This window comes from Curtobacterium flaccumfaciens (assembly GCF_013359815.1).
Classification (GTDB): Bacteria; Actinomycetota; Actinomycetes; order Actinomycetales; family Microbacteriaceae; genus Curtobacterium; species Curtobacterium flaccumfaciens.
Genome location: NZ_JABMCF010000039.1, coordinates 165,781 through 189,949, shown reverse-complemented (window position 1 = coordinate 189,949; position 24,169 = coordinate 165,781). Strand labels below are relative to the sequence as shown.

The following is a 24,169-nucleotide window of genomic DNA, read 5'->3' as shown; positions in this document are numbered from 1 at the left end:
CGGCACCCGACCATTTCTGCTCACCAAGTGCGGCTCACACCGCCCAGCGCGCCGCCAACTCGTCCATCAGGGCATCGAGCCGCTCGTCGACGACCTGCTCCTCGGGGTGCGCCTCGTACCAGGCGATGACCTCGCGCACACTCTGCCGGTAGGTCGTGCGCGGCCGGTACCACGGCACGAGCGACCGGACCTTGCTGTTGTCGAACACCGAGCTGTTCGCCTTGTCGCCGAGCAGCGCCGCGCCCCACTCGGGGTCGACGGCGTTGATCGCGTCCGCCGGCACGTGCACGATCCGCAGGTCCTCGACCCCGGCCGCCGCAGCGATCTCGTGCGCGATGGCGTTCCACGTCGGCGCCTCATCGCTCGTGATCGTGAAGGGCTCACCGATCGCCTCGGCCCGGTCGAGCAGCCCCGTGAACCCGACCGCGAAGTCGCGGCTGTGCGTCAGGGTCCACAGCGAGGTGCCGTCGCCGGTGATGATGACCGGCTTGCCGGCACGCATCCGAGCGACCGCGGTCCAGCCGCCGGTCAGCGGCAGCTTCGTCTCGTCGTAGGTGTGCGACGGCCGCACGATCGTCACCGGGAAGTCCTGCTCCCGGTACGCCTCCATCAGCAGCTCCTCGCACGCGATCTTGTCGCGTGAGTACTGCCAGTACGGGTTCTTCAGCGGCGTCGACTCCGTGATCGGCAGGTGCGTCGCCGGCGTCTGGTACGCCGAAGCCGAGCTGATGAACACGTACTGCCGCGTCCGCCCGGCGAAGAAGTCGACGTCGGCCTGCACCTGGTCCGGCGTGAAGGCAATCCAGTTCACGACCACGTCGAAACGCTGGTCGCCGAGTGCGTCCGCCAGTGCGCTGCGGTCCGACACATCGGCCTGGAGGCGCGTCACACCCTCCGGGATCGGCCTGCCCCCGGTGGTCCCCCGGTTGAGCACGGTGACGTCGAACCCCTGCTCGACGGCTTCCCGGACGCAGGCGGCGCTGATCACGCCGCTCCCGCCGATGAACAACACGCTCGCTCCGGTCATGGATGCTCCCTCGCTTCCGGCGGCACCGCTCCGTGCCGCAACCCTTTCGATCCTGCACCTCAGAGGCTGGGTCGGGCACCGAGCACGGCCGCCGTCTCCTGGTGACGGCAAGGCGTTCGACGGTGCGGAGGACGAACTCGCCGACGCGAAACGCGTGGAAGAGGAGACGGAGGGTGCCGTCGAGATCGTCGGGCAATTGAAACGGTGTCATGACCTTGCCTATGCACCGCGCTCGGCGTTGTGGGAACGGAGTGCTGTAGACCCCGGAACGATCACTGGCCCAGGCCACATCGCCGGGGTTTCGTCCTGCCGCCGGGGACTGCCGCTGGGTCCCGGCATCGACCCGCGGACTACCGTCACGGTTCGGGTCGCACCGACGCGCCCCACGACAGGAGTGACACGCACATGGAGTACCGCTACCTCGGCAACTCGGGCCTCAAGGTCTCCGAGATCACCTACGGCAACTGGCTCACCCACGCATCCCAGGTCGAGAACGACGCGGCGATCGCCTGCGTCAAGGCGGCCCTCGAGGTCGGCATCTCGACGTTCGACACCGCCGACGTCTACGCCAACACCGGCGCCGAGACGGTCCTCGGCGAAGCACTCAAGGGCGAGCGGCGCCAGTCCCTCGAGATCGCCACGAAGGTGTTCGGCCCGACCGGTCCGAAGGGCCACAACGACACCGGACTGTCCCGCAAGCACATCCTCGAGTCGATCGACGGCTCGCTGCAGCGGCTGCAGACGGACTACGTCGACCTGTACCAGGCGCACCGATACGACCACGAGACCCCGCTCGAAGAGACGATGCAGGCCTTCGCGGACATCGTGCGCCAGGGCAAGGTCCTGTACGTCGGCGTCAGCGAGTGGACCGCGGACCAGCTGCGGGCCGGCGCTGCGCTCGCGAAGGACCTCGGCTTCCAGCTCATCTCGAACCAGCCCCAGTACTCGGCACTGTGGCGGGTCATCGAGGACGAGGTCGTCCCCACCTCGAAGGAACTCGGCATCTCGCAGATCGTCTGGTCACCGATCGCCCAGGGTGTGCTCACCGGTAAGTACAAGCCGGGTCAGCCGCTGCCCGAGGGCTCCCGCGCGACCGACGACAAGGGCGGCGCGGACATGATCAAGCGGTTCATGCGCGACGAGGTGCTGTCCTCGGTGCAGGAGCTGCAGCCGGTCGCCGACGAGCTGAACCTGTCGATGGCGCAGCTCGCGGTCGCTTGGGTCCTGCAGAACGAGAACGTCGCTTCGGCGATCATCGGTGCCTCGCGTCCGGAGCAGGTGCACGACAACGCGGGCGCTGCCGGCGTCACGATCCCCGCGGAGCTCATGTCGCGGATCGACGATGCCCTGGGCGCCGTGGTCGAGCGCGACCCCGCGAAGACGAACGACAGCAGCCCGAAGACCCGCGAGGCCTAGGCAGTCCGCAAAACACCGGTGTTCGCCCGTTGAACACGCGCATGCCGCGGCTCGATGCGCGAACACCGGTGTTTTGCGAGCAGGTCACACCGGCCAGACAACGGAAAAGGCCCCCTGCCGAAGCAGGGGGCCTTCACCGGTGGCTGGACACGGCATCGATCCGTGGACCTTTCGATTTTCAGTCGAACGCTCTACCAACTGAGCTATCCAGCCGTGGCGACCCTGACGGGACTTGAACCCGCGACCTCCGCCGTGACAGGGCGGCACGCTAACCAGCTGCGCTACAGGGCCATGTTGTGTTGTGTCTTGCTGTGGTGTTGTTCAGTACTACTTGCTCGCTCACTCAAGGAGTGACCCCAACGGGATTCGAACCCGTGCTGCCGCCGTGAAAGGGCGGTGTCCTAGGCCACTAAACGATAGGGCCGCAAGCAGTGCATCGCGCTACCGATGGACAAGCATACGGACGCCCCCCGGGTTTCACAAATCCGACCCCGCCAACCGTGCATCCCCGGCGTGTCGCGGCGTCAGCGCACGGGTCTCCGATGCTGTCGGTGCGAGCATCGTCGGCGGCCGCACCCCTCGTCCGAGGGGCTGTCGAGCCTGCGACCCGTGTTGTTACTGTTGCACCTGTTAACAGTGTTACGTGCGTGAGCCTTGCCGCGCTGTTACGAAATCGAGATACATGTCGACCTCCATTCCCTTCTCCCTCCGCTCCCGCAGCCGCCTGATCGCCGCCGCGGTCGCCGTCGCGCTCACCGCCGGCACGCTCGCGGTCCTCGCCCCGGCGTCGTCCGCCAGTGCCGCGAGCTACCCCAGCTGGGACGAGGTGCAGCAGGCGAAGTCGTCGACCAGTGCCCAGCAGGCCAAGGTCAGCGAGATCAAGTCGCTCATCTCGTCGCTGAAGAGCGAGGCCGCTGCCAAGCAGAAGGCCGCGCAGGCCGCGGGCGAGGCGTACCAGGCCGCGCAGAACAAGTACGACGAGGCGACGCTCAAGCAGAAGAAGTTCCAGTCGCAGGCCGATGAGGCCAAGCAGACCGCCGCACGGTCCGAGGAGCAGGCCGGTCAGCTCGCCGCCCAGCTCGGTCGCACCAGCGGTGACGACGTGACGACGGACATCCTCACGCACCCGTCCGACTCCGGCGACCTGCTCTACGAGCTCGGCGCCATGTCGAAGCTCAGCGAGCAGTCCGAGGGCATCTACGCGCAGGCCTCGCAGGACCGCGGTGTGGCCCAGGGCCTCGCCGACAAGGCCGACCGCGCCAAGCAGGCCCTCGGGGACCTGGCCGACGCCGCACAGTCGAAGATGCAGCAGGCCCAGGGTGCCGCCGACGCCGCACAGACCGCGGTGGACGCCCAGAACGACAACGAGTCCCGGCTCGAGGCACAGCTGACCGCGCTCACCTCGAAGCAGCGCGGCGTCGAGGCCGACTACCGCAAGGGCGTCGCCGCCGAGAAGGCCCGCCAGGCCCGCCTCGCAGCAGCCGCCGCGAAGGCAGCAGCCAAGGCCGCGGCGACCAGCCAGGGCGGCACCGGTGGCGGCAGCGCCAACCCGGCCGGGTGGGTCCGACCCGCGGGCGGGTTCCAGACCAGCCCCTACGGCTACCGCGTCGACCCCTACACGCACGTCAGCGCCCTGCACGCCGGCGTCGACCTGGCCCCGGCCTGCTACGCCCCGATCTACGCGGCCCACGACGGCACCGTCACCTTCGCCGGCAACGGTGGCGGGTACGGCAACGAGGTCATCCTCGACAACGGCGGCGGCATCTCCACCGCGTACGGCCACGTCGTCGACGGCGGGATCATGGTCACCGCCGGCCAGCACGTCACCGCGGGACAGCAGATCGCCAAGATCGGCTCGACCGGCTGGTCGACCGGGTGCCACCTCCACTTCGAGACCCGGATCAACGGCGCTGCCGTCGACCCGGTCCCCTTCATGGCAGCGCGGGGGATCTCGGTATGAGCATCAGCGCCACCAGAAGGCGTCGACCCACGTCATGACCACCTCCGCTCGCTCGTTCTCCTGCGGGATCGCGACCATCGCCGTGCTCGGCATCGGCCTCTCGGTCGTCATCGCCGGACCGGCCCAGGCCGCACCCTCGGGTCCGTCGTGGGACGACGTCAAGGCCGCCAAGTCCGATGCGGCCGACGCCCAGCAGACGGTCGACGAGCTGAGCGACCGGCTGGGCACGCTGCAGGACGCCGCCGACCAGGCCGGTGTCGCCGAGCAGCAGGCCGGGCAGGCGTACGCCCTCGCGGCGTCGCAGCAGCAGGAGGCGAAGGACACCCTCGCCGACCTGTCCGCGCAGTCGAAGCGTGCGAAGGCCCGGGCGGACGACTCGGCCGGCCAGGTCGCCGGGCTCGTGGTCGAGCTGTCCCGCACGGGCGGCGGTGACCTGTCGACGACCATGCTCATGGACTCGTCGGACTCGAAGGACCTGCTCTACCGCGTCGGCACGATGTCGCACCTGTCCGAACGCTCCGCGACCGTCCTGGCCGAGGCGCGCGCCGACCAGAAGACCGTCGAGTCCCTGGCCGCCCAGCAGTCCGCGGCAGAGACGGCCCTGCGCAAGGCGACCGAGGCGACGAAGACCACCTTCGCGACGGCCAACGACGTGGCCGCAGGCGCCCAGGCCCGGGTGCAGAAGGAACAGGATCAGCAGGCCGAGGTCCTGCGCCAGCTCGCGTACCTGAAGGGCACGAGCGTCGCGACGGAGACCGCGTACTGGAGTGCGCAGCAGGCGAAGGCCGCCGCGGCCGCCATCGCGAAGCAGACGCGCGACGCCGGCACCGGGAACGGCTCCGGCACCGGGAACGCCACCGGCGGCGGCACGAGCGGCGGCAACACCGGCAATACGGGCAACACGGGCGGCACCGGCAGCACCGGCGGCGGGACCTCCACCCCGGCCGTCCCGAGCACGCCGTCCAAGCCCAGCACCCCGTCGAACCCCGGCACCCCCGCGAAGCCGAGCACCCCGAGCAAGCCGGCACCCGCGCCTGCTCCGGCCCCCGCCCCCGCACCGGCGCCCGCCCCGGCCCCCGCTCCTGCCCCGAGCAGCCCCTCGAAGGCCGCCGGTGCCATCGCGTTCGCCCGTGCCCAGCTCGGCGAGCCGTACGTCCTGACCGGCGCCGGCCCGAACACCTGGGACTGCTCCGGCCTCGTGATGATGGCCTACAACTCGCAGGGCATCGCGACCGGCGGACACAACGTCGTCTGGCAGTACAACTACTTCAAGTCGATCGGCCGCCTCGTCCCGCTGTCCCAGCGCCAGCCCGGCGACATCCTGTTCTACTCGTCGAACGGCACGGCCTCGGGGGCGTACCACGACTCGATCGTGACGAGCTACGGCACCATGGTCGAGGCCGCGCGCCCCGGCGTCGGCGTCGTCGAGCGCGCCATCTGGCTGCCGAACCAGCTCATGCCGTACGTCGCCCGCCCGAGCGGTTCCCTGTAGCCCGCTCCCGGAGTGCCCGTTCTTTCCCAGAGCGGCTGCGGTACCAAGCGAGATCGGGCGTACCTGCACGGATCAACGCACCAGGTACGCCCGTTTCCACCCGGTACGCCCGTTTCCACCAGGCGCGCCCACGCACGCCCGCGCCCCCGCACGCCCCGCCCCGCCCCGCGCGACAGCAGCACCACAGAACGGCGCCCGCCCTCCGGAAGGAGAGCGGGCGCCGTTCGTCGTCAGGGGATCGTCAGTGCGAGCCGGGCACGTACGCGGCCTGACCGGCCTGCACGATGCGCTCGGCCTCGGCGGCGTCGCCCCAGCCCTCGGCCTTGACCCACTTGTTCGGCTCGAGGTCCTTGTAGCGCTCGAAGAAGTGCGCGATCTCGGCCTTCGTCTGCTCCGGCACGTCCGCGATGTCCTGGATGTGGGCCCAGCGCGGGTCCTTGGCGGGGACGACGAGGACCTTCTCGTCGATGCCGGCCTCGTCGCTCATCTTGAAGACGCCGACGGGGCGGACCTTGACGCCGACGCCGGGGAACGTCGGGAACTCGAGCAGCAGCAGCGCGTCCACGGGGTCACCGTCGTCGGCCAGGGTCTTCTCGAAGAACCCGTAGTCGGTGGGGTAGACGAACGAGGTGAACAGCACGCGGTCGAGGTAGACGCGACCGGTCTCGTGGTCCACCTCGTACTTGTTGCGGCTGCCCTTGGGGATCTCGACGACGACGTCGTACGCGGCCATGTTGCGCTCCTGTGTCTGCTTCGGGGACTGTCGTGTGTTGCGAAAGCGCGGCTAACGTTACCGGGTGAACTCTCCGCGTCCCCGGCTCGACCCCGCCGTCGCCGAGACCCGCCTGGCCGTCCGCGACCTGCTCGCCGCAGCTGTCGACGACGGCGTGGTCGCCGCAGGCGACCTGGTGCTCGTCGCACTGAGCGGCGGACCGGACTCGCTCGCCCTGGCGGCGGCCACCGCGTTCGAAGCGGGCAAGCAGGGTCTCCGGGCCGGGGCGGTGGTCGTCGACCACGCGCTCCAGGCGGGCTCCGAGGCGGTCGCGAGCCGCGCCTCCCGGCAGGCATCCGAGCTGGGACTCGACCCGGTGACGGTCCGCAGGGTCACGGTCGGCTCCGACGGTGGTCCGGAAGGCGCCGCCCGGGAGGCCCGCCACGCGTCGATCGCCGAGGTCGCGGCCGCCGCCGGGTCACCCCTGGTGCTGCTGGGCCACACCCTGGACGACCAGGCCGAGACGGTACTGCTCGGTCTGCTGCGTGGCAGCGGGCCGGACAGCCTGTCCGGCATGCAGCCGCTCGCTCGGCGCGACGGCGGTCCGGCCTACGGCCGGCCGCTCCTGTCGGTCCGGCGCCACGCGACCCGGCAGGCGTGCGCCGCAGCGGGGCTGGCGCCGTGGCGCGACCCGCAGAACGACGACCCCGCGTACGCACGGGTGCGGGTGCGGAACACCCTGCTGCCGGTGCTCGAACGGGAGCTCGGTGCCGGGGTGCCCGAGGCCCTGGCCCGCACGGCCGACCAGCTGCGCGAGGACTCCGCGGCGCTCGACCACTTCGCCGAGGAGATCGCGGAGGACATCGCCGAGCACTCCGAGGCGGGTATCTCGCTGTCGGTGCGGGCGCTCGGAGCGAACCCGCCGGCGCTCCGGCAGCGACTCGTGCGCCTGGCGGTGGAGAGCGAGTTCGGGGTGACGCTGTCGCGCGTGCAGACGCTCGAGGTCTGCCGGCTCGTCACGGACTGGAGCGGACAGGGCCCGATCGACCTGCCGGGCGTCCGTGCCACGCGGACCGGCGACCGCATCGAGTTCAGCGCCGGTTAGGCTGGCGTGGTGGAACTCTCCGACGTCCAGGCAGACCTGTCCGAAGTGCTCTTCACCCCCGAGCAGATCGACGAGAAGCTCGCCGAGCTCGCGGCGGTCGTCGACGCCGACTACGCGGGCCGCGACCCGCTGCTCGTCGGGGTGCTCAAGGGTGCCGTCATGGTGATGGCGGACTTCTCGCGCCACCTCAAGATGCAGGCGCGGATGGACTGGATGGCGGTGTCGTCGTACGGCTCCGGCACGAAGTCGTCCGGTGTGGTGCGGATCCTCAAGGACCTCGACACCGACCTGCACGGGCGCGACGTCCTGATCGTCGAGGACATCATCGACTCCGGTCTGACCCTGTCGTGGCTCAAGCAGAACCTGCAGTCCCGTGGTGCCGCGAGCGTCGAGATCGTCGCCCTGCTGCGCAAGCCCGAGGCCGCCAAGGTCGAGGTCGACGTGAAGTACGTGGGCTTCGACATCCCCGACGCCTTCGTGGTCGGCTACGGCCTGGACTACGACGAGCGCTACCGCAACCTGCGCGGCGTCGGCGTCCTCGCTCCGCACGTCTACTCCTGACGGGCGGCCCGCCGCGCTCGGGTCGCACTCGGCCGACTCTGGCCCGGGGGTGAGTTCGCCCGCAGAGGACACCCATTCTCGCCACAGAATCGCGGCCGTATGCTGACCTGCACGCAACTTCGGCAGAGAAAGGTGTCGGGCACTCGCGCCCGGATCACATGAACTTCAAGCGCATCTTCCGCGGCCCGTACCTCTACGTGCTGATCGCGCTGGCGGGCATCTTCATCGGCTGGAGCGTCATCAGCCAGGGCAGCACGCAAGAGATCGACACCCAGAAGGGTCTCGAGCAGCTCTCCGATGACAAGGTCTCGTCCGCGACCATCAACTCCACCGAGCAGCGGGTCGACCTCGTCCTGAAGGACGGCGACAAGCAGGAGCAGTTCTACTACTCCACGCCCCGCGGCGAAGAAGTGGTGCAGGCCGTCAACGACGCCAACCTGCCCGACGGCTACAACGACCGTGTCGCCCAGGGCAACTGGTTCCTGTCGCTGCTCGGCATCCTGCTGCCGTTCCTGATCATCGGTGCCCTGTTCTGGTTCCTGCTCTCGAGCGCCCAGGGTGGCGGCTCGAAGGTCATGCAGTTCGGCAAGTCGAAGGCCAAGATCAACAACAAGGAGAACCCGCAGGTGTCGTTCGCCGACGTCGCGGGTGCCGACGAGGCGATCGAAGAACTCCACGAGATCAAGGAGTTCCTCAAGGAGCCCGCGAAGTTCCAGGCCGTCGGGGCGAAGATCCCGAAGGGCGTGCTGCTCTACGGCCCTCCCGGAACCGGCAAGACCCTGCTCGCCCGCGCCGTCGCGGGAGAAGCCGGCGTGCCGTTCTACTCGATCTCCGGTTCGGACTTCGTCGAGATGTTCGTCGGTGTCGGTGCGAGCCGTGTCCGTGACCTCTTCGAGCAGGCCAAGGCGAACTCGCCGGCCATCGTCTTCATCGACGAGATCGACGCCGTCGGTCGTCACCGTGGTGCCGGCATCGGCGGTGGCAACGACGAACGCGAGCAGACGCTGAACCAGCTCCTGGTCGAGATGGACGGCTTCGACGGCAAGACGAACGTCATCCTCATCGCCGCGACGAACCGTCCCGACGTGCTCGACCCCGCGCTCCTGCGCCCCGGCCGTTTCGACCGCCAGATCGGCGTCGACGCCCCGGGCCTCGCCGGCCGCAAGCAGATCCTCGAGGTGCACGCGAAGGGCAAGCCGCTCGCCGCGAGCGTCGACCTCGAGCTGCTCGCCCGCAAGACGCCGGGCTTCACCGGTGCCGACCTGGCGAACGTCCTGAACGAGGCAGCCCTGCTGACCGCCCGCTCGAATGCGCAGCTCATCGACAACCGTGCCCTCGACGAGGCCGTCGACCGCGTGATGGCCGGTCCGCAGCGCCGGACCCGGATCATGTCCGACCAGGAACGCCTGATCACCGCGTACCACGAGGGCGGCCACGCCCTGGCGGCAGCGGCGATGCGGCACACCGACCCGGTCACGAAGATCACGATCCTGCCCCGCGGCCGTGCCCTCGGCTACACGATGGTGCTCCCGCTCGAGGACAAGTACTCGGTCACCCGCAACGAGCTCCTCGACCAGCTCACCTACGCCATGGGTGGTCGCGTCGCCGAGGAGATCGTGTTCCACGACCCGACCACGGGCGCCTCGAACGACATCGAGAAGGCCACCGGCACCGCCCGCAAGATGGTCACCGAGTACGGCATGAGCCAGGCCGTCGGGTCCGTCAAGCTCGGGTCCGGCTCGAGCGAGCCGTTCGTCGGCCGTGACATGAGCGGTGGCACCGGTCGCGACTACTCGGAGACCATCGCCCAGACGGTCGACGCCGAGACCCGCGCCCTGCTCGAGGCCGCGCACGACGAGGCCTACCAGGTGCTCAACGACAACCGCGACATCCTCGACCGCCTGGCCGGCGAGCTCCTCGAGAAGGAGACGCTCGACGCCCCGGAGCTCGTGGAGATCTTCAAGGACGTCCGCAAGCTGCCGGAGCGCCCGCAGTGGCTCTCCAGCGACAAGCGCCCGGTCAGCAACCTGCCCGCGATCGACGTGCCCGGCAAGGCCGCCTCGACCGCAGCGGACCCGTCGGACTCCGAGTCGACCTCGAAGACCCGTCGTCGCCCGTTCGGCAACCCGGGTATCGCCCCCGCGTAGGCCGGCATGACCGAGCTGCCGACGCGACGAGAGCGTCGACTCGCCGAGGTGAGTCGTGCCCGCGCCGCCGCCGCCGAACCGGCGACGGTCGCGATCGACCTCCGTGCACCCCAGCCGGTGCCGGAGGTCGTGACCGGCCGTCGCCGTGACCGCGGTACCCCGGCCGAGGAACGCACCCGGGTGCTCGGCATCCTCAACGTCACCCCCGACTCGTTCAGCGACGGCGGGCTGCACCAGGCCTACGACGCCGCCGTGCAGCACGCACGGGACCTCGTCGCGGCCGGCGCGGACGTCATCGACGTCGGTGGCGAGTCCACCCGCCCCGGTTCCGAGCGCGTGCCCGTGCCGGTCGAGCAGGAACGCGTGCTGCCGGTCGTGCAGCAGCTCGTCGCCGAGGGCATCCCGGTCAGCGTCGACACGATGAACGCCGCGACGGCCGAACGTGCCGTCGACCTCGGTGCCGCCATCGTCAACGACGTCTCCGGCGGACTCGCCGACCCGGACATGGCCCGGGTCGTGGCGTCGACGGGGGTGGGCTTCGTCGTCATGCACTGGCGCGGCCACAGCGACCGGATGTACCGCAACGCCGAGTACACCCACGCGGTCGAGGAGGTCCGGCGCGAGGTCGAACTCCGGGTCGCCGAACTCATCGTGCTCGGCGTCCGGCAGGAGCAGGTCGTCATCGACCCGGGCCTCGGCTTCGCCAAGCACGGCGTGCAGAACTGGGAGATCCTGGCCGGCTACGAGCGCTTCGCCTCGATCGGCCTGCCGGTGCTCGTCGCCGCCTCACGCAAGCGGTTCCTCGACGGTGTCGGGAGCCCCGAGGGTGCCCCGCCCAGGGAGCGCGACCTCGCCACCGCCGCCATCAGCCTGCTCGCCGCCGAACGCGGCGCGTGGGGTGTGCGCGTGCACGACCCGGCACCGACCCGTGCCGTGCTCGACGTCTGGGACGCCTGGAGGGCAGCTCGATCGTGAACGACACCATCCGACTCACCGGGGTCCGCGCCCGCGGACACCACGGCGTCTTCGACCACGAGCGCGAGGACGGCCAGGACTTCGTCGTCGACGTCGCCGTGGAGCTCGACGCCCGCGCCGCCTCGGGCAGCGACGACCTCGACGCCACCGTGCACTACGGCGTCCTCGCCGAGCAGGTCGTCGCCGAGATCGAACGCGACCCGGTCGACCTGATCGAGACCCTGGCCGAGCGCATCGCCGCCGCCGTGCTGACCCACCGTGCCGCATTGGCGACCGAGGTCACGGTGCACAAGCCGCAGGCCCCGATCACCGTGCCGTTCACCGACGTCTCGATCACCATCCGGCGCACCCGCGGCGCCACGGTGCCGGACGAGGAAGAAGAATGACCCACCGGGTCGTCGTCGCCCTCGGAGCGAACCTCGGCGACCGGGGGAGCACGCTCCGCGCCGCCGCCACCGCGATCGCCGCCCTGCCCGGGGTCGAGCCGGTGGCCTCGAGCCGCGAGGTCGAGTCCGTCGCCGTGACCCTCGACGGCCTCGACACGTCGAAGCCCCGCTACCGGAACGCCGTCGTGGTCGTCGACACCGACCTCGAGCCGCAGGCCTTCCTCGACGCCCTGCACGGCATCGAGGACGCCCACGGCCGCACGCGTGAGGTCCGGTGGGGCGACCGCACCCTCGACCTCGACATCGTCGCGGTGGACGACCTGCGGATCGCCACGGACACCCTGGTCGTGCCGCACCCGCGGGCCGCTGAGCGCGCGTTCGTGCTCGCCCCGTGGCTCGACGCCGACCCCGAGGCCGTCCTGCCCGGTGCCGGACCGGTGGCCGACCTGCTCACCGCCGTGGGGGACGACACCGAGCGCGTCGACGAGCCGCGCCTGTTCGCGGAGCCGGCACGGGCCTCCCGGCCTGCGGGGAGCGCGACCAGCGCATGAAGCCCACCCGCGCCTCCACGCTGATCAGCATCGCCGTCGTGACGGTGGTCGCCGGCTTCGCACTCGACGCCGTCCTGGCGTCGCGCCAGCTGCCGACGTTCCTGTTCTCGATCCCGCTCGGCGTCACGCTCGCGTTCATCGGCGTCGCCGTCGTGCTCATGGCGCGCCCGGTGCGCCGGCACGCGCGCGACGGTGCCGGACGCCAGCGGCCGGTCGACCCGCTCTACGCGACGCGGGTCGTCGTGCTCGCGAAGGCGTCCAGCATCTGCGGCACGCTGCTCGGCGGGTTCGCCCTCGGCCTCGTGCTGTACCTGCTGACCCGTTCCGCGACGCCTTCGCTAGGCTCGACCCTGCCGAACGTGATCGCCGTCGGGGGCGGGATCGTCCTGACGGTCTGCGCACTCGTGGCGGAGCGCATGTGCATCGCACCTCCGGGTGACGACGACGACCGTGACGATCCCCGCAACGGTTCGACGACGGTGAACTGACCGAGCAACCCCAGGAGGCCCGCGATGCCGCGTGAACGACTCGACGAGCCCGGCCTCGGCCTCGGTGGGATCGCCTGGCAGCGGGTGTCCGCGAAGCTCGTGTGGACCGAACTCATCACCACGCTCGTGATCGGTGTCGTGCTCACCGCGGGCTGCGTGCTCATCGGGATCGTCACCGACGGCTTCGGTTCCGGGGCCGGCACGGTCTGGCTCACCATCGGCATCGTCGTCGCGGTCACCACGGCGATCACCGCCGCGCTCACGCCCCGACGGGTCCGTGCCATCGGCTACGCGCTCCGCGACGACGACCTGGTCGTGCGCCGCGGCCTCATGTGGCAGCGGTTCACGGCGGTCCCGTACGGCCGGATGCAGCTCGTCGACGTCGCCCGGGGCCCGCTCGACCGGGCGCTCGGCATGAGCGAGCTGAAGTTCGTCACCGCCGCCGCTGCGACGAACGTCCGGATCCCGGGTGTCCCGGCAGCGGACGCCGACGAGCTGCGCGACCGCCTCGTCGAGCTCGCCGAGTCCCGTCGCGCCGGACTGTAGGGGTCGTCCGTGACCTTCCGACCGGGCACCCCGCCCCCCGCTCCGCCCGCCCCGCCCACCCGGGGCAACGCGGCCGCCGCGGCACCCCTGACCGACGGCGAGTGGCACCGCCTGCACCCGCTCACCCCGCTGCTCAAGGGCGGGATCTTCCTCATCGTCATCCTCGGCTACGTGCTGAACAGCCTGCGCGACCAGCTCGTCGAGTTCTTCATCCCGGGCGAGCAGCAGGAGGACGGTGACCCCGTCCGGTACGTGTACGAGCACGGCGTCGTCGGCTGGGTCCTGCTCGGCATCGTGGTGCTGCTCCTGGTGCTGATCGGGTTGTTCTACCTGTCCTGGCGCATGCACGAGTTCCGCGTCACCGGCGAGATCGTCGAGGTGCGCTCGGGCGTGCTGTTCCGGAACCACCGCAAGGCCCGGCTCGACCGGATCCAGGGCATCAACATCCAGCGGCCGCTCGTGCCCCGGGTGTTCGGCACCGCCAAGCTCGAGATCGCGCAGGCCGGCAACGACGCCAACGTGCAGCTCGCCTACCTCGGGGCCCGCGCCGCCGACGACCTGCGGCAGCGGATCCTGGTGCTGGCGTCCGGCGCGAAGGACGACGACGGCCACGGTGGCCCGTCGCGGCAGTCGCACGGGGCGCTGCAGGACCGCGTCGACGAGATGTTCTCGCCCGAGCTCGATCCGGAAGCCGTGCACGCGACCCGCATCGTCAAGGTGCGCCCCGGTCGGCTCATCGCCTCGATGCTGCTGTCCGGCACGACGCTGTTCCTGCTGCTCGTCATCGCCGGCATGATCGTCAGCGTCGCCCTCACCGGCGAGTTCGCGGTGCTGTTCGGGCTGTTCCCCGCCGTCCTCGGTGCCGGCGGCTACTACGTCCGCAAGTTCTCCCGTTCGCTGCAGTACACGATCGCCGAGACCCGCGACGGCATCCGGATCGGCTTCGGGCTGGTCTCGACGTCGAACGAGACGCTGCCGCCCGGCCGCATCCACGCCGTCAGCGTCGCGCAGCCGCTGCTGTGGCGTCCGTTCGGCTGGTGGGACATCCGCATCAACCGTGCGACGAGCGCCGGCAACGGGGCGTCGAGCAACCAGCAGGTGTCCTCGATCGTGCTGCCCGTCGGTACCACGGCGGACGTCCGCGAGGTCCTCGACATCATCCTGCCCGGGCTCGTCGGCACCGTCGTCGCCGGCCCCGAGGCGTCGCAGGAAGCCCTGCGCGAGGGTGCGGCCGAAGCCGTGGACGTCGTCGACGACAGCCTCACCACCTCGGGCGACCGCGGCGGCTTCGTGCACTCCCCACGCCGTGGCGCCTGGCTCCGTCCGTTCGCGTTCCGCCGCAACGGCTACCGGTTCGTGCAGGGTGCGGTGCTGCTGCGGCTCGGTGCCGTGTGGCGCTCGCTCGTCATCGTGCCGCTGCCCCGGGTGCAGAGCGTCAAGGTCGAGCAGGGTCCGCTCGAGCGTGCCCTGCGGCTCGCAGCCGTCCACGTCCACACCGTGGCCGGGCCGGTCTCGGCCCGCGTCGGCGCGCTCGACGCGCGTGATGCGCAGCGCCTGTGGTCGGAGACGACGCAGCGTGCCGTCGAGGCGGCCGCCGTCGACACGACCCACCGCTGGCGCGAACGGGAGGCCCGTCCCGCGGCCGCCATGCACGCTGCGGCCGACACCGCGCCCGGGTCCGGAGCCCCTGCCGGACCGACGGCGGACCACCGGTCCGGCGTCGTCCCTGCCGGTTGGGACGACGTCCCACCGACCGGAGCCGCACGATGAGGGCCGGGCGTCTCGGGGTCGGCATCGTCGGCGCCGGACGGGTCGGACCCGTCCTCGGAGCAGCCCTGGCGAACGCGGAGCACGCCGTCGTCGGGGTGACCGCCGTGTCCGACGAGGGTCGTGACCGCGCCGAGGCGATGCTGCCCGGCGCACCGGTGCTCGCGACGCCGGACCTGGTCGAGCGGAGCGAACTCGTGCTGCTCGCGGTGCCGGACGACCAGCTCGCCTCGCTCGTACAGGGGCTGGCGGACGCCGGGATCTGGCAGCCGGGGCAGCTCGTCGTGCACACCAGCCCGGACCACGGCGTCGGCATCCTTGCCCCGGCGATGGCGGCCGGTGCCATCCCGCTCGCGATCCACCCCGCGATGGCCTTCACGGGCACGAGCGTCGACCTGTCCCGGCTGCGCGACGCGTACTGCGCGGTGACCGCCCCGGCGCCTGTCCTGCCGATCGCCCAGGCGCTCGTGGTCGAGATGGGCGCCGAGCCGTTCGTCGTCGCCGAGGCGGACCGGCCCGCCTACGCCGACGCGGTGCGGGCGGCCGTGAGCTTCTCGACCGCGATCGTCGACCAGTCGGCGGGCACCCTGTCCGGCATCGGCGTCGAACACCCGGGCCGTGTCCTCGGTGCGCTCGTCCGCTCCGCCGTGGACAACGCGCTCACCGCCGCCGACGGGCAGTCGACGCTCTAGCGGTTCGGGGGCGGGACCGCGGCGCGGGTAGCATTTCCCCCGACCCCCACGACCATCGGAGCCGCACCCGCATGACCGACGAGACCGTCACCCCCGACACCGCGATCGCCGACGCCGCCGCACTGGCCGAGCAGGAGACCAGCGAGCAGCGACAGGTCCGGCTCGACAAGCGGGCGAAGCTGCTGGAGTCGGGCATCGAGGCGTACCCCGCCGAGCTCCCCATCACCACGACGATCCCGGCCGTGCGCGAGCAGTACGCGCATCTGGAGACCGGCGAGGAGACCCAGGACGTCGTGGGCATCGCGGGTCGCGTGGTGTTCTCGCGCAACACCGGCAAGCTCTGCTTCGCGTCCCTGCAGTCGGGCGACGGCTCGCGCATCCAGGCGATGGTCTCCCTGGCCGAGGTGGGGGACGAGTCCCTCGCCCGCTGGAAGGAGTTCGTCGACCTCGGCGACCACGTGTTCGTGCACGGACGGGTGATCTCCTCGCGCCGCGGCGAGCTGTCGATCATGGTCGACGACTGGGCGATCGCGGCGAAGGCGATCCTGCCGCTGCCGAACCTGCACAACGAGCTCAACGAGGAGACGCGGGTCCGCCAGCGCTACCTCGACCTCATCGTCCGCGACGAGGCCCGCGCCACCGTGCGTGCCCGCGCCGCCGTGATGGCCTCGCTCCGTCAGACCTTCACCGCGCACGAGTACCTCGAGGTCGAGACCCCGATGCTGCAGACCCAGCACGGCGGCGCCTCGGCCCGACCGTTCGTGACGCACTCGAACGCCTTCGACACCGAGCTGTTCCTGCGCATCGCACCCGAGCTGTTCCTGAAGCGCGCCGTCGTCGGTGGCATCGACCGGGTGTTCGAGATCAACCGCAACTTCCGGAACGAGGGCGCCGACTCGTCGCACTCGCCCGAGTTCGCGATGGTCGAGGCGTACCAGGCGTACGGCAACTACGAGCAGATGGCCGACCTGACGCAGGAGCTCGTGCAGAACGCGACCCGCGCGGTCACCGGTGGTGCGCTCGAGGTCACCCTGCCCGACGGCAGCACCTACGACCTGGGTGGCGAGTGGCCCCGCATCGACATGTACGGCTCGCTGTCCGAGGCCGCGGGGCGCGAGATCACCCCGGAGACCCCGCTGTCCGAGCTGCAGGCGCTCGCCGAGGCCGAGGGTGTCGAGGTCGCCCACGCCACGCACGGCAAGTACGTCGAGGAGCTCTGGGAGCACTTCGTCATCGACTCGCTCGACCGTCCGACCTTCGTGATGAACTTCCCGGTCGACACCTCGCCGCTCACCCGGCAGCACCGCACCCGTCCGGGCGTCGTCGAGAAGTGGGACCTCTACGTCCGCGGCTTCGAGCTCGGCACGGCGTACTCCGAGCTCGTCGACCCGGTCGTGCAGCGGGAGCGGTTCGTCGAGCAGGCGAAGCTCGCGGCCGGCGGTGACCTCGAGGCGATGCGCGTCGACGAGGACTTCCTGCGGGCCCTGGAGCACGCGATGCCCCCGTCGGGCGGCATGGGCATGGGGATCGACCGTCTGCTCATGGCCATCACGGGCCTGGGCATCCGCGAGACGATCCTGTTCCCGCTGGTCAAATAACTCCGAGTCCACCGGGGTACGATGCTCGGGTGCCTGAAGGAGTCGTAAGCGGGATCGTCTTCGCCCTGACGCCGACCATCGTCGTCGGCCTGATCTTCTGGTTCGTGATGCGCGCGATCATGCGTGCCGACCGGACCGAGCGTGCCGCGTACGCCAAGGTCGAGGCCGAGGAACGCGCCCGCTTCGAGCGTGAGCACGGTCGCCCTGCGCCGGCTCCGACGTCGGCCGAGTAGCCGCCCGCGCCCGATCCACTTCACCCCGTGTTCACCGCGCGGTGTGATCCTGTCGCGCATGCCCACCATCCCGGAGTCCGCCGCCGGCGTCGATGACCTCGACGACCTCGACGTGGAGGACGCCTTCGGACACCCGGCGTCCGGGGCGTCCGTCTCGCCCGTCGGCAGCGACGACGGACCCCTCGACGACGAGGGCGACGTCGACGACCTCGACGTCTGAGCGCCGACGGACCGTCACACACCGTTCACCTCGCCGACGCGTGCCGGGGTGAGCATCGTCCGCATGGCAACCACCGCACATCCCTTCACGGGCCGCAGCCTCGTCGGTGACATCGAGAGCGAGTACGACGAGTTCGACCGAGACGCAGACCTCGAGGTCTCCAAGCGCCGGGACGGGTGGCTCGAACCCTCCTGGTGACCCCCACCCATTCGGTATTCGGGGTACGACGACCAGATCGCACTGATCCGGTCGGACGTACCCCTTTTGCATGTCCGGAGTACGCAGTCGCTCGGGGTACAGGGTTGGAAACGCTGGTGAAACACGCCTGCAACGCCGGAAACACGGCGCTGACGGCTTGATCCGGGGCCGGATGGGGGACCAGACTGTCGGTGGGCTGTACCCCGCGGGGGACGCTTTCGATGACGAAGCACGGAGAACCCTGAGAATCGCTCCGAACGATTTGTGGGGTACACCTCCGGGCCGCTTTACTCATCAGCACCCCCCGGCAACGCCCCACGAAGCCATCACCGTCGAACGCAGGGAGAAACACCATGACGATCGCAACGGCTGCACCCAGCACCACCCGCCGCACCGCCACCAAGAAGGCATCGGCATCGAAGACCGCGACCGCCGAGTCCGCCACCACCTCCCTCGACACCGAGGTCGAGGCCGACGAGCAGCTCGCCGGTGTCCGCGGCGCCTCGGTCGACCAGGTCGGCGACTACCTCCGTCACATCGGCCGTCTCTCGCTCCTCACCGCCGAGGAAGAAGCGCAGATCGCACGCCGCATCGAGGTCGGGCTCTTCGCCGAAGAGAAGCTCGCCACCGAGAAGGGTCTCGCGAAGACCCTGCAGCGTGAACTCCGCTGGCTCGTCCGTGACGGTGAGCGCGCCAAGGAGCGCATGATCACCTCGAACCTCCGCCTCGTCGTGAGCATCGCCAAGCGGTACTCGCAGCGCGGCCTGCCCTTCATGGACGTCATCCAGGAAGGCAACCTCGGCCTGGTCCGTGCCGTCGAGAAGTTCGACTTCACGCAGGGCTACAAGTTCTCGACCTACGCCACCTGGTGGATCCGCCAGGCCATCTCGCGTGGCCTCGCCGACAAGGCGCGCACGATCCGCATCCCGGTGCACACCGTCGAGCTCATCAACAAGATCTCGCGCACCGAGCGTGACCTCACCGTCGACCTCGGCCGTGCGCCGATGCCGGAGGAAGTGGCCGCTGAGCTGAGCATGAGCGTCGAGGAACTCGTCGACCTCAAGGGCCGCTCGCACGAGCCGGTCTCGATCCACACCGTGGTCGGCGACTCGGACGACAGCGAACTCGGTGACTTCATCGAGGACGAGGACGCCGCGAGCCCGAACGAGCTCACCGAGACGACGCTGCTGCACCGCGACATCCGCTCCATCGTCGCCGAGCTGCCGAGCGACGAGGCGAACGTCATCCGCATGCGCTACGGCCTGGACGACGACAAGCCGATGACCCTCGACGAGATCTCGAAGATCGTGCACACGACCCGCCAGGCCGTCAGCCGGGTGGAGTCGCGCGCCAAGCTGCGCCTGTTCGCCAAGGCGGTCTCGCAGGACATGCAGCTGTACCTGACCGACTAGGTCAGTGGACTTCGGCCGGCACGTTCACCCGTGCCGGCGCGGGGAAACCGGGTCGTTCTGTGGGAAGACGATCCGGTGGGGTGATGGGACGGCCCGCTCGAGCACTGCTCGAGCGGGCCATTCACGTTCCCGGGGCCGGGGCCAGGACCGGCCCAGCGCCAGCGCCAGGGCCAGCGGCGTCAGTCGTCGATCTCGCGCCGGAGCTTCTGCCGCAGGTCACTCGGGATGAGCTCGACCAGCTGGTCGGGACGCACCGGCAGGTCGAGCAGGCTGAGCTTCACGCGCCCGGTGCGCCCGTGCCGCTCGGCGTCGAGGCGCACCACGCTGCCGGCGTCCTTGCGGAGCCGCATGTCGATCTGCGCCCCGGTGGCCACCTCGCCGACCACGAGCCCGTCGACCTCGAGCGCGGCACTCCTGGTGCCCTCGGCGATGTCGAACCGGTAGCGCTCCCGCGCGGCGAGCACCACCGAGCGGTCGATCCCGGCCATCGGCGCGACCGGCGTCACCACGGAGCCGGACAGCGCGGGGGAGAGCACCGGCCCACCGGCGGCGTAGTTGTACGCGGTGGAGCCGGCCGGGGTGGCGGCCACGATTGCGTCGGCCCGGTAGTACCCGTACCCGAGGCCCCCGACGCTGAGGTCCGCCGAGACCTGCCCGGAGCCGGGTCGTCGCACGATGGTCAGGTCGTTGAACGCCAGGTAGTCGGTGCGGGCGCCACCCCAGGACAACCGGGCCTCGAGCGCGTGGTGCGGCTCGAGCTGGTACTCGCCGGCGGACAACCGCTCCAGCGCGCTCTCGAGCTCGGGCGGCTCGATCTCGACCAGGAACCCGACGTTGCCGTAGTTCACGCCGAGGACGGGCACCGGGCGCTTCGCCACGAGCCGCATCGCGCCGAGCATGGTGCCGTCGCCGCCGAGAGCCACGACCAGGTCGACGCGGTCGGTGAAGTCGTCGTCGTCCACCACGTCGACCCCGCCGCCGATGCGCTGGGCGTCCGCACGCCGGGCGAGCAGCTCGCCCTGGCCGGACGCGTTCCAGCGCTGCAGGGTCGTCACGGACTCCTGCACGTTCTTGGTCGGGTGGACGACGAGGCCGACGACGGGCTGCTCCATGACCGGATCGTACCGAGCGGACCTCCGATGCGGGCTGTCCCTTCTCAGAGGCATGCGATATTCTGAATACATGCAGACCGCTCAACTCTCCGTCGCCCTCCCTTCCGTCCGGCACGGCCGCGAGATCGTGCTGCTCGCCGACCTCGAATCCCACGAGTCCGGCTTCGGCTTCGTCGACGCCGAACACCTGCTGCTGGCCGCCGTCACGCTCTGCGCCGGCATGCCCCGCTTCCGGCCCGTCCTCGACGCCCACCGGATCACCCCGGACACCGTCCGCTCCGGCATCCGCGCCTTCGTCGGCGCCCACACCACCTGCCCCGGCGAACACGACCGGGTCGCGTGCACGCCCGCCGCGATGCGCGTGCTCGCCCGAGCCGCGACGGTCGCGGGCCGTTCGGAGCGCATCCGGCCACCGCACGTCGTCCTCGCCGTGCTCGACTCGGTCGACGATCCGCTCGCCGGTTCGGCGCACGACGTCCTCGACGCCCTGGGCGTCGACGCGCGCCGCTTCCGACGCGACCTGCGTCGCGCGGTGCGGCGCGCCTGACCCAGCGCGACCGACAAGCGGACTGGAGGCCCGTGGCGATCCCGCCACGAGCCTCCAGTCCGTCTCGTCCGTCTCGTCGTTCGCTCACTGCGCACAAGACGCACCCTGGTCACGCCCACGGCGAACAGGGGCAGCCCCCGGGGGGAGCGCTGGTTACTCTCGAAGTACTTGGCCGGACTCACACGAGACCGGCACAGCGTCGGCTCCGCTCATCAGGGGCCAAGGGAGAGCACATGTTCGAGAGATTCACCGACCGGGCCCGTCGTGTTGTCGTCCTCGCTCAAGAAGAAGCGAAGATGCTCAACCACAACTACATCGGCACCGAGCACATCCTCCTCGGCCTCATCCACGAGGGCGAGGGCGTCGCCGCCAAGGCGCTGGAGTCGTTGGGCATCTCGCTCGACGCCGTGCGCGAGCAGGTCCAGGACATCATCGGGCAGGGCCAGCAGCAGCCGACCGGGCACATCCCGTTCACGCCGCGCGCCAAGAAGGTGCTCGAGCTGTCCCTGCGCGAGGCGCTGCAGCTCGGTCACAACTACATCGGCACGGAGCACATCCTGCTCGGCCTGATCCGCGAGGGCGAGGGGGTCGCAGCCCAGGTCCTCGTGAAGCTCGGCGCCGACCTGAACCGGGTGCGCCAGCAGGTCATCCAGCTCCTGTCCGGCTACCAGGGCAAGGAAGCGGTCGCCGTCGGCGGCGAGCAGCAGCAGAACGCGCAGCAGGGTTCGCAGGTCCTCGACCAGTTCGGTCGGAACCTCACCCAGGCCGCGCGTGACGGCAAGCTCGACCCCGTCATCGGGCGCGAGAAGGAGATGGAGCGGGTCATGCAGATCCTCTCCCGCCGCTCCAAGAACAACCCCGTCCTGATCGGTGAGCCCGGCGTCGGCAAGACCGCCGTCGTCGAGGGCCTCGCCCAGGCGATCGTCAAGGGCGACGTGCCCGAGACGCTGAAGGACAAGCAGCTCTACTCGCTCGACCTCGGGTCGCTCATCGCCGGGTCCCGCTACCGCGGTGACTTCGAGGAGCGCCTGAAGAAGGTCACGAAGGAGATCCGCACCCGCGGCGACATCATCGTCTTCATCGACGAGATCCACACGCTCGTCGGTGCCGGTGCGGCCGAGGGTGCGATCGATGCGGCCTCGATCCTCAAGCCGCTCCTCGCCCGCGGTGAGCTCCAGACCATCGGTGCCACCACGCTCGACGAGTACCGCAAGCACTTCGAGAAGGACGCCGCACTCGAGCGTCGCTTCCAGCCGGTGCAGGTCAACGAGCCGTCGCTGCCCCACGCGATCAACATCCTCAAGGGTCTGCGCGACAAGTACGAGGCGTTCCACAAGGTGTCCATCACCGACGGCGCGATCGTCGCCGCGGCGAACCTGGCGGACCGCTACGTGCAGGACCGCTTCCTGCCGGACAAGGCCATCGACCTGATCGACGAGGCCGGCGCTCGCCTGCGTCTGTCGATCCTGTCGGCACCGCCGGAGCTCCGCGAGTTCGACGAGAAGATCTCGACGGTCCGCGGGTCGAAGGAAGCCGCCATCGAGGAGCAGGACTTCGAGAAGGCCGCGAGCCTGCGCGACGAGGAGAAGAAGCTCCTCGGCGAGCGTCTCCGCCTCGAGAAGCAGTGGCGTGCGGGTGACGTCGCCGCGTCCGGCACCGTCGACGAGGGCATCATCGCCGAGGTCCTGGCCCAGGCCACGGGCATCCCGGTGTTCAAGCTCACCGAAGAGGAGACCTCGCGTCTCGTCTTCATGGAGAAGGCACTGCACGAGCGCGTCATCGGTCAGGAAGAGGCCATCTCGGCCCTGTCCAAGACCATCCGCCGAACCCGTGCCGGCCTGAAGGACCCGAACCGTCCCTCCGGCTCGTTCATCTTCGCCGGCCCCACGGGCGTCGGGAAGACCGAGCTCGCCAAGGCCCTCGCCGAGTTCCTGTTCGACGACGAGGGTGCGCTGATCTCCCTCGACATGTCGGAGTTCGGTGAGAAGCACACCGTGTCCCGCCTGTTCGGTGCTCCTCCCGGGTTCGTCGGGTTCGAGGAGGGCGGCCAGCTCACCGAGAAGGTGCGCCGCAAGCCGTTCTCCGTGGTCCTGTTCGACGAGATCGAGAAGGCCCACCCGGACATCTTCAACTCGCTGCTGCAGGTGCTCGAGGAAGGCCGTCTCACCGACGGTCAGGGCCGCGTGGTCGACTTCAAGAACACCGTCATCATCATGACCACGAACCTCGGTTCGCAGGGCATCGCCGGTGGCCCGGTGGGCTTCCAGGTCGAGGGTGACTCGGCCGTCGGCTACGACCGCATGCGCGGCAAGGTCAACGAGGAGCTCAAGAAGCACTTCAAGCCCGAGTTCCTGAACCGTGTCGACGACACGATCGTGTTCCCGCAGCTGTCGCAGCCCGAGCTGCTGCAGATCGTGGACCTGTTCGTGAAGCGTCTGGCCGACCGCCTGCTCGACCGCGACATGACCGTCGAGCTCACGCTGCCGGCCAAGGAGCAGCTCATCAAGGTCGGGTTCGACCCGTCCCTCGGTGCACGGCCCCTGCGTCGCGCGATGCAGCACGAGGTCGAGGACCAGCTGTCCGAGCACATCCTGCAGGGTGAGCTCAACGCCGGCGACCACGTGAAGGTCGACTTCGTCGACGGTGCGTTCCACTTCGAGACCGGGCGTCAGCCGGGCCGCGAAGAGGTCCTCGCCGGTGCAGCCGCGGTCGAGGCCGCGACCGACACGCCCCAGGGCGAGATCGAGTCCTAGGACCTGACACCCCACGGACAGGAGGCTCGGTGCCAGCTGGCACCGGGCCTCCTGTCCGTTCCCTGGTCGCGTTCAGATCCCGCCTCGCCGATCTGCGCGTCCTTGCGGCCACGGACCCCCGTCCGGGGGTACTGTGATGACAACGCGCGAGACGTTCCCCCCAACTCCTCGCGCGTCGCGCTCGATCGGTTCCCCCCAACGGATCGAGACGCAGCCGGCCCCGGTCTGTTCGCAGACCGGGGCCGTTGCACGTCCGGGGGTGGTTCGTTCG

General features: G+C 70.3%; 23 protein-coding genes and 3 tRNA genes. 20 read left to right on the top strand and 6 right to left on the bottom strand.

Features of this window, described 5'->3' with window-relative positions:
* Positions 1-34: 34 nt before the first annotated feature.
* Positions 35-1,027 carry an NAD-dependent epimerase/dehydratase family protein gene (locus tag HP445_RS12450; protein WP_128780256.1) on the bottom strand — a complete coding sequence of 331 codons (993 nt, stop codon included), beginning with the start codon at positions 1,025-1,027 and terminating at the stop codon, positions 35-37.
* A gap of 405 nt (positions 1,028-1,432) precedes the next feature.
* On the opposite strand from HP445_RS12450, the gene HP445_RS12445 reads away from it, so the two are divergent.
* Entirely contained in the window at positions 1,433-2,443 is a 1,011-nt protein-coding gene (locus HP445_RS12445) for an aldo/keto reductase family protein (protein WP_071404504.1), read from the top strand.
* Positions 2,444-2,583: 140 nt separating this feature from the next.
* Here the strand turns inward: HP445_RS12445 and HP445_RS12440 are convergent.
* The 3 genes from HP445_RS12440 to HP445_RS12430 all read right to left on the bottom strand — a co-directional run bounded on the left by HP445_RS12440 (position 2,584) and on the right by HP445_RS12430 (position 2,867).
* A tRNA-Phe gene (locus HP445_RS12440) sits at positions 2,584-2,656 on the bottom strand.
* A 1-nt stretch (position 2,657) separates the two neighbouring features.
* Positions 2,658-2,734, bottom strand: a tRNA-Asp gene (locus HP445_RS12435).
* 60 nt (positions 2,735-2,794) lie between these two features.
* Positions 2,795-2,867 (bottom strand) — tRNA-Glu (locus HP445_RS12430).
* Positions 2,868-3,125: 258 nt separating this feature from the next.
* On the opposite strand from HP445_RS12430, the gene HP445_RS12425 reads away from it, so the two are divergent.
* Both HP445_RS12425 and HP445_RS18975 read left to right on the top strand, forming a co-directional pair.
* Positions 3,126-4,403, top strand: coding sequence for a M23 family metallopeptidase (locus HP445_RS12425; protein WP_128780255.1), 1,278 nt, complete (start codon positions 3,126-3,128; stop codon positions 4,401-4,403).
* A gap of 34 nt (positions 4,404-4,437) precedes the next feature.
* Positions 4,438-5,895, top strand: a complete 1,458-nt coding sequence (locus tag HP445_RS18975) for a C40 family peptidase (RefSeq protein ID WP_128780254.1) — start codon at positions 4,438-4,440, stop codon at positions 5,893-5,895.
* Positions 5,896-6,136: 241 nt separating this feature from the next.
* Here HP445_RS18975 and HP445_RS12415 read toward each other — a convergent pair whose 3' ends face one another.
* The gene (locus HP445_RS12415; protein ID WP_128780253.1) at positions 6,137-6,628 is read right to left on the bottom strand and encodes an inorganic diphosphatase; all 492 of its coding nucleotides are present in this window, start codon (positions 6,626-6,628) and stop codon (positions 6,137-6,139) included.
* Between the two features lie 64 nt (positions 6,629-6,692).
* Between HP445_RS12415 and tilS the strand changes: the two genes are divergently transcribed.
* The 15 genes from tilS (at position 6,693) to HP445_RS12345 (ending at position 19,486) form a co-directional block, all read left to right on the top strand.
* A complete protein-coding gene (gene tilS, locus HP445_RS12410) occupies positions 6,693-7,712 on the top strand; it encodes a tRNA lysidine(34) synthetase TilS (RefSeq protein WP_128780252.1) in 1,020 nt (339 codons plus the stop codon).
* Positions 7,713-7,721: 9 nt separating this feature from the next.
* A complete protein-coding gene (hpt, locus tag HP445_RS12405) occupies positions 7,722-8,273 on the top strand; it encodes a hypoxanthine phosphoribosyltransferase (protein WP_017887686.1) in 552 nt (183 codons plus the stop codon).
* 158 nt (positions 8,274-8,431) lie between these two features.
* Positions 8,432-10,420 carry an ATP-dependent zinc metalloprotease FtsH gene (ftsH, locus tag HP445_RS12400; RefSeq protein ID WP_027467057.1) on the top strand — a complete coding sequence of 663 codons (1,989 nt, stop codon included), beginning with the start codon at positions 8,432-8,434 and terminating at the stop codon, positions 10,418-10,420.
* A 6-nt stretch (positions 10,421-10,426) separates the two neighbouring features.
* A complete protein-coding gene (folP, locus tag HP445_RS12395; protein ID WP_175330815.1) occupies positions 10,427-11,395 on the top strand; it encodes a dihydropteroate synthase in 969 nt (322 codons plus the stop codon).
* Positions 11,392-11,781 (top strand): dihydroneopterin aldolase, encoded by a 390-nt coding sequence (gene folB, locus HP445_RS12390; RefSeq protein ID WP_027467059.1) that lies wholly within the window; start codon positions 11,392-11,394, stop codon positions 11,779-11,781. Before folP ends, folB begins: the two co-directional genes overlap by 4 nt.
* Positions 11,778-12,332 (top strand): 2-amino-4-hydroxy-6-hydroxymethyldihydropteridine diphosphokinase, encoded by a 555-nt coding sequence (gene folK / locus HP445_RS12385; RefSeq protein WP_111057561.1) that lies wholly within the window; start codon positions 11,778-11,780, stop codon positions 12,330-12,332. Before folB ends, folK begins: the two co-directional genes overlap by 4 nt.
* Entirely contained in the window at positions 12,329-12,820 is a 492-nt protein-coding gene (locus tag HP445_RS12380) for a DUF3180 domain-containing protein (protein ID WP_071404509.1), read from the top strand. Before folK ends, HP445_RS12380 begins: the two co-directional genes overlap by 4 nt.
* A gap of 24 nt (positions 12,821-12,844) precedes the next feature.
* The gene (locus HP445_RS12375) at positions 12,845-13,366 is read left to right on the top strand and encodes a PH domain-containing protein (protein WP_071245268.1); all 522 of its coding nucleotides are present in this window, start codon (positions 12,845-12,847) and stop codon (positions 13,364-13,366) included.
* 9 nt (positions 13,367-13,375) lie between these two features.
* Entirely contained in the window at positions 13,376-15,136 is a 1,761-nt protein-coding gene (locus HP445_RS12370) for a PH domain-containing protein (RefSeq protein ID WP_128780251.1), read from the top strand.
* Positions 15,133-15,825: a Rossmann-like and DUF2520 domain-containing protein gene (locus HP445_RS12365; protein ID WP_164941150.1), complete on the top strand. Its 693-nt coding sequence runs from the start codon at positions 15,133-15,135 to the stop codon at positions 15,823-15,825. Before HP445_RS12370 ends, HP445_RS12365 begins: the two co-directional genes overlap by 4 nt.
* Positions 15,826-15,896: 71 nt before the next feature.
* The gene (gene lysS, locus HP445_RS12360; protein WP_110895030.1) at positions 15,897-17,423 is read left to right on the top strand and encodes a lysine--tRNA ligase; all 1,527 of its coding nucleotides are present in this window, start codon (positions 15,897-15,899) and stop codon (positions 17,421-17,423) included.
* A 29-nt stretch (positions 17,424-17,452) separates the two neighbouring features.
* The gene (locus HP445_RS12355; protein ID WP_071245264.1) at positions 17,453-17,656 is read left to right on the top strand and encodes a hypothetical protein; all 204 of its coding nucleotides are present in this window, start codon (positions 17,453-17,455) and stop codon (positions 17,654-17,656) included.
* 58 nt (positions 17,657-17,714) lie between these two features.
* Positions 17,715-17,876, top strand: a complete 162-nt coding sequence (locus tag HP445_RS12350; RefSeq protein WP_163343079.1) for a hypothetical protein — start codon at positions 17,715-17,717, stop codon at positions 17,874-17,876.
* A 63-nt stretch (positions 17,877-17,939) separates the two neighbouring features.
* Positions 17,940-18,074: a hypothetical protein gene (locus tag HP445_RS18970; RefSeq protein WP_258320880.1), complete on the top strand. Its 135-nt coding sequence runs from the start codon at positions 17,940-17,942 to the stop codon at positions 18,072-18,074.
* Between the two features lie 353 nt (positions 18,075-18,427).
* Positions 18,428-19,486 (top strand): sigma-70 family RNA polymerase sigma factor, encoded by a 1,059-nt coding sequence (locus tag HP445_RS12345; RefSeq protein ID WP_035809350.1) that lies wholly within the window; start codon positions 18,428-18,430, stop codon positions 19,484-19,486.
* A 179-nt stretch (positions 19,487-19,665) separates the two neighbouring features.
* Here HP445_RS12345 and HP445_RS12340 read toward each other — a convergent pair whose 3' ends face one another.
* A complete protein-coding gene (locus HP445_RS12340) occupies positions 19,666-20,598 on the bottom strand; it encodes an NAD(+)/NADH kinase (protein WP_071404515.1) in 933 nt (310 codons plus the stop codon).
* A gap of 70 nt (positions 20,599-20,668) precedes the next feature.
* Between HP445_RS12340 and HP445_RS12335 the strand changes: the two genes are divergently transcribed.
* Together HP445_RS12335 and HP445_RS12330 are read left to right on the top strand one after the other, a co-directional pair.
* Positions 20,669-21,145, top strand: a complete 477-nt coding sequence (locus tag HP445_RS12335; protein ID WP_164941149.1) for a Clp protease N-terminal domain-containing protein — start codon at positions 20,669-20,671, stop codon at positions 21,143-21,145.
* 233 nt (positions 21,146-21,378) lie between these two features.
* Positions 21,379-23,898 carry an ATP-dependent Clp protease ATP-binding subunit gene (locus HP445_RS12330; protein ID WP_027467068.1) on the top strand — a complete coding sequence of 840 codons (2,520 nt, stop codon included), beginning with the start codon at positions 21,379-21,381 and terminating at the stop codon, positions 23,896-23,898.
* Positions 23,899-24,169: the final 271 nt, after the last annotated feature.

What these genes read in the sequence shown, in the direction of transcription:
- HP445_RS12380 (WP_071404509.1), top strand. Translation starts at nt 12,329, where the DNA reads ATGAAGCCCACCCGCGCCTCCACGCTGATCAGCATCGCCGTCGTGACG.
- ftsH (WP_027467057.1), top strand. Translation starts at nt 8,432, where the DNA reads ATGAACTTCAAGCGCATCTTCCGCGGCCCGTACCTCTACGTGCTGATC.
- HP445_RS18970 (WP_258320880.1), top strand. Translation starts at nt 17,940, where the DNA reads ATGGCAACCACCGCACATCCCTTCACGGGCCGCAGCCTCGTCGGTGAC.
- HP445_RS12345 (WP_035809350.1), top strand. Translation starts at nt 18,428, where the DNA reads ATGACGATCGCAACGGCTGCACCCAGCACCACCCGCCGCACCGCCACC.
- HP445_RS12425 (WP_128780255.1), top strand. Translation starts at nt 3,126, where the DNA reads ATGTCGACCTCCATTCCCTTCTCCCTCCGCTCCCGCAGCCGCCTGATC.
- HP445_RS12340 (WP_071404515.1), bottom strand. Translation starts at nt 20,598, where the DNA reads ATGGAGCAGCCCGTCGTCGGCCTCGTCGTCCACCCGACCAAGAACGTG.
- HP445_RS12335 (WP_164941149.1), top strand. Translation starts at nt 20,669, where the DNA reads ATGCAGACCGCTCAACTCTCCGTCGCCCTCCCTTCCGTCCGGCACGGC.
- HP445_RS12445 (WP_071404504.1), top strand. Translation starts at nt 1,433, where the DNA reads ATGGAGTACCGCTACCTCGGCAACTCGGGCCTCAAGGTCTCCGAGATC.
- HP445_RS12415 (WP_128780253.1), bottom strand. Translation starts at nt 6,628, where the DNA reads ATGGCCGCGTACGACGTCGTCGTCGAGATCCCCAAGGGCAGCCGCAAC.
- HP445_RS12365 (WP_164941150.1), top strand. Translation starts at nt 15,133, where the DNA reads ATGAGGGCCGGGCGTCTCGGGGTCGGCATCGTCGGCGCCGGACGGGTC.
- HP445_RS12450 (WP_128780256.1), bottom strand. Translation starts at nt 1,027, where the DNA reads ATGACCGGAGCGAGCGTGTTGTTCATCGGCGGGAGCGGCGTGATCAGC.
- HP445_RS18975 (WP_128780254.1), top strand. Translation starts at nt 4,438, where the DNA reads ATGACCACCTCCGCTCGCTCGTTCTCCTGCGGGATCGCGACCATCGCC.
- folP (WP_175330815.1), top strand. Translation starts at nt 10,427, where the DNA reads ATGACCGAGCTGCCGACGCGACGAGAGCGTCGACTCGCCGAGGTGAGT.
- HP445_RS12350 (WP_163343079.1), top strand. Translation starts at nt 17,715, where the DNA reads ATGCCCACCATCCCGGAGTCCGCCGCCGGCGTCGATGACCTCGACGAC.
- folK (WP_111057561.1), top strand. Translation starts at nt 11,778, where the DNA reads ATGACCCACCGGGTCGTCGTCGCCCTCGGAGCGAACCTCGGCGACCGG.
- lysS (WP_110895030.1), top strand. Translation starts at nt 15,897, where the DNA reads ATGACCGACGAGACCGTCACCCCCGACACCGCGATCGCCGACGCCGCC.
- HP445_RS12330 (WP_027467068.1), top strand. Translation starts at nt 21,379, where the DNA reads ATGTTCGAGAGATTCACCGACCGGGCCCGTCGTGTTGTCGTCCTCGCT.
- HP445_RS12375 (WP_071245268.1), top strand. Translation starts at nt 12,845, where the DNA reads ATGCCGCGTGAACGACTCGACGAGCCCGGCCTCGGCCTCGGTGGGATC.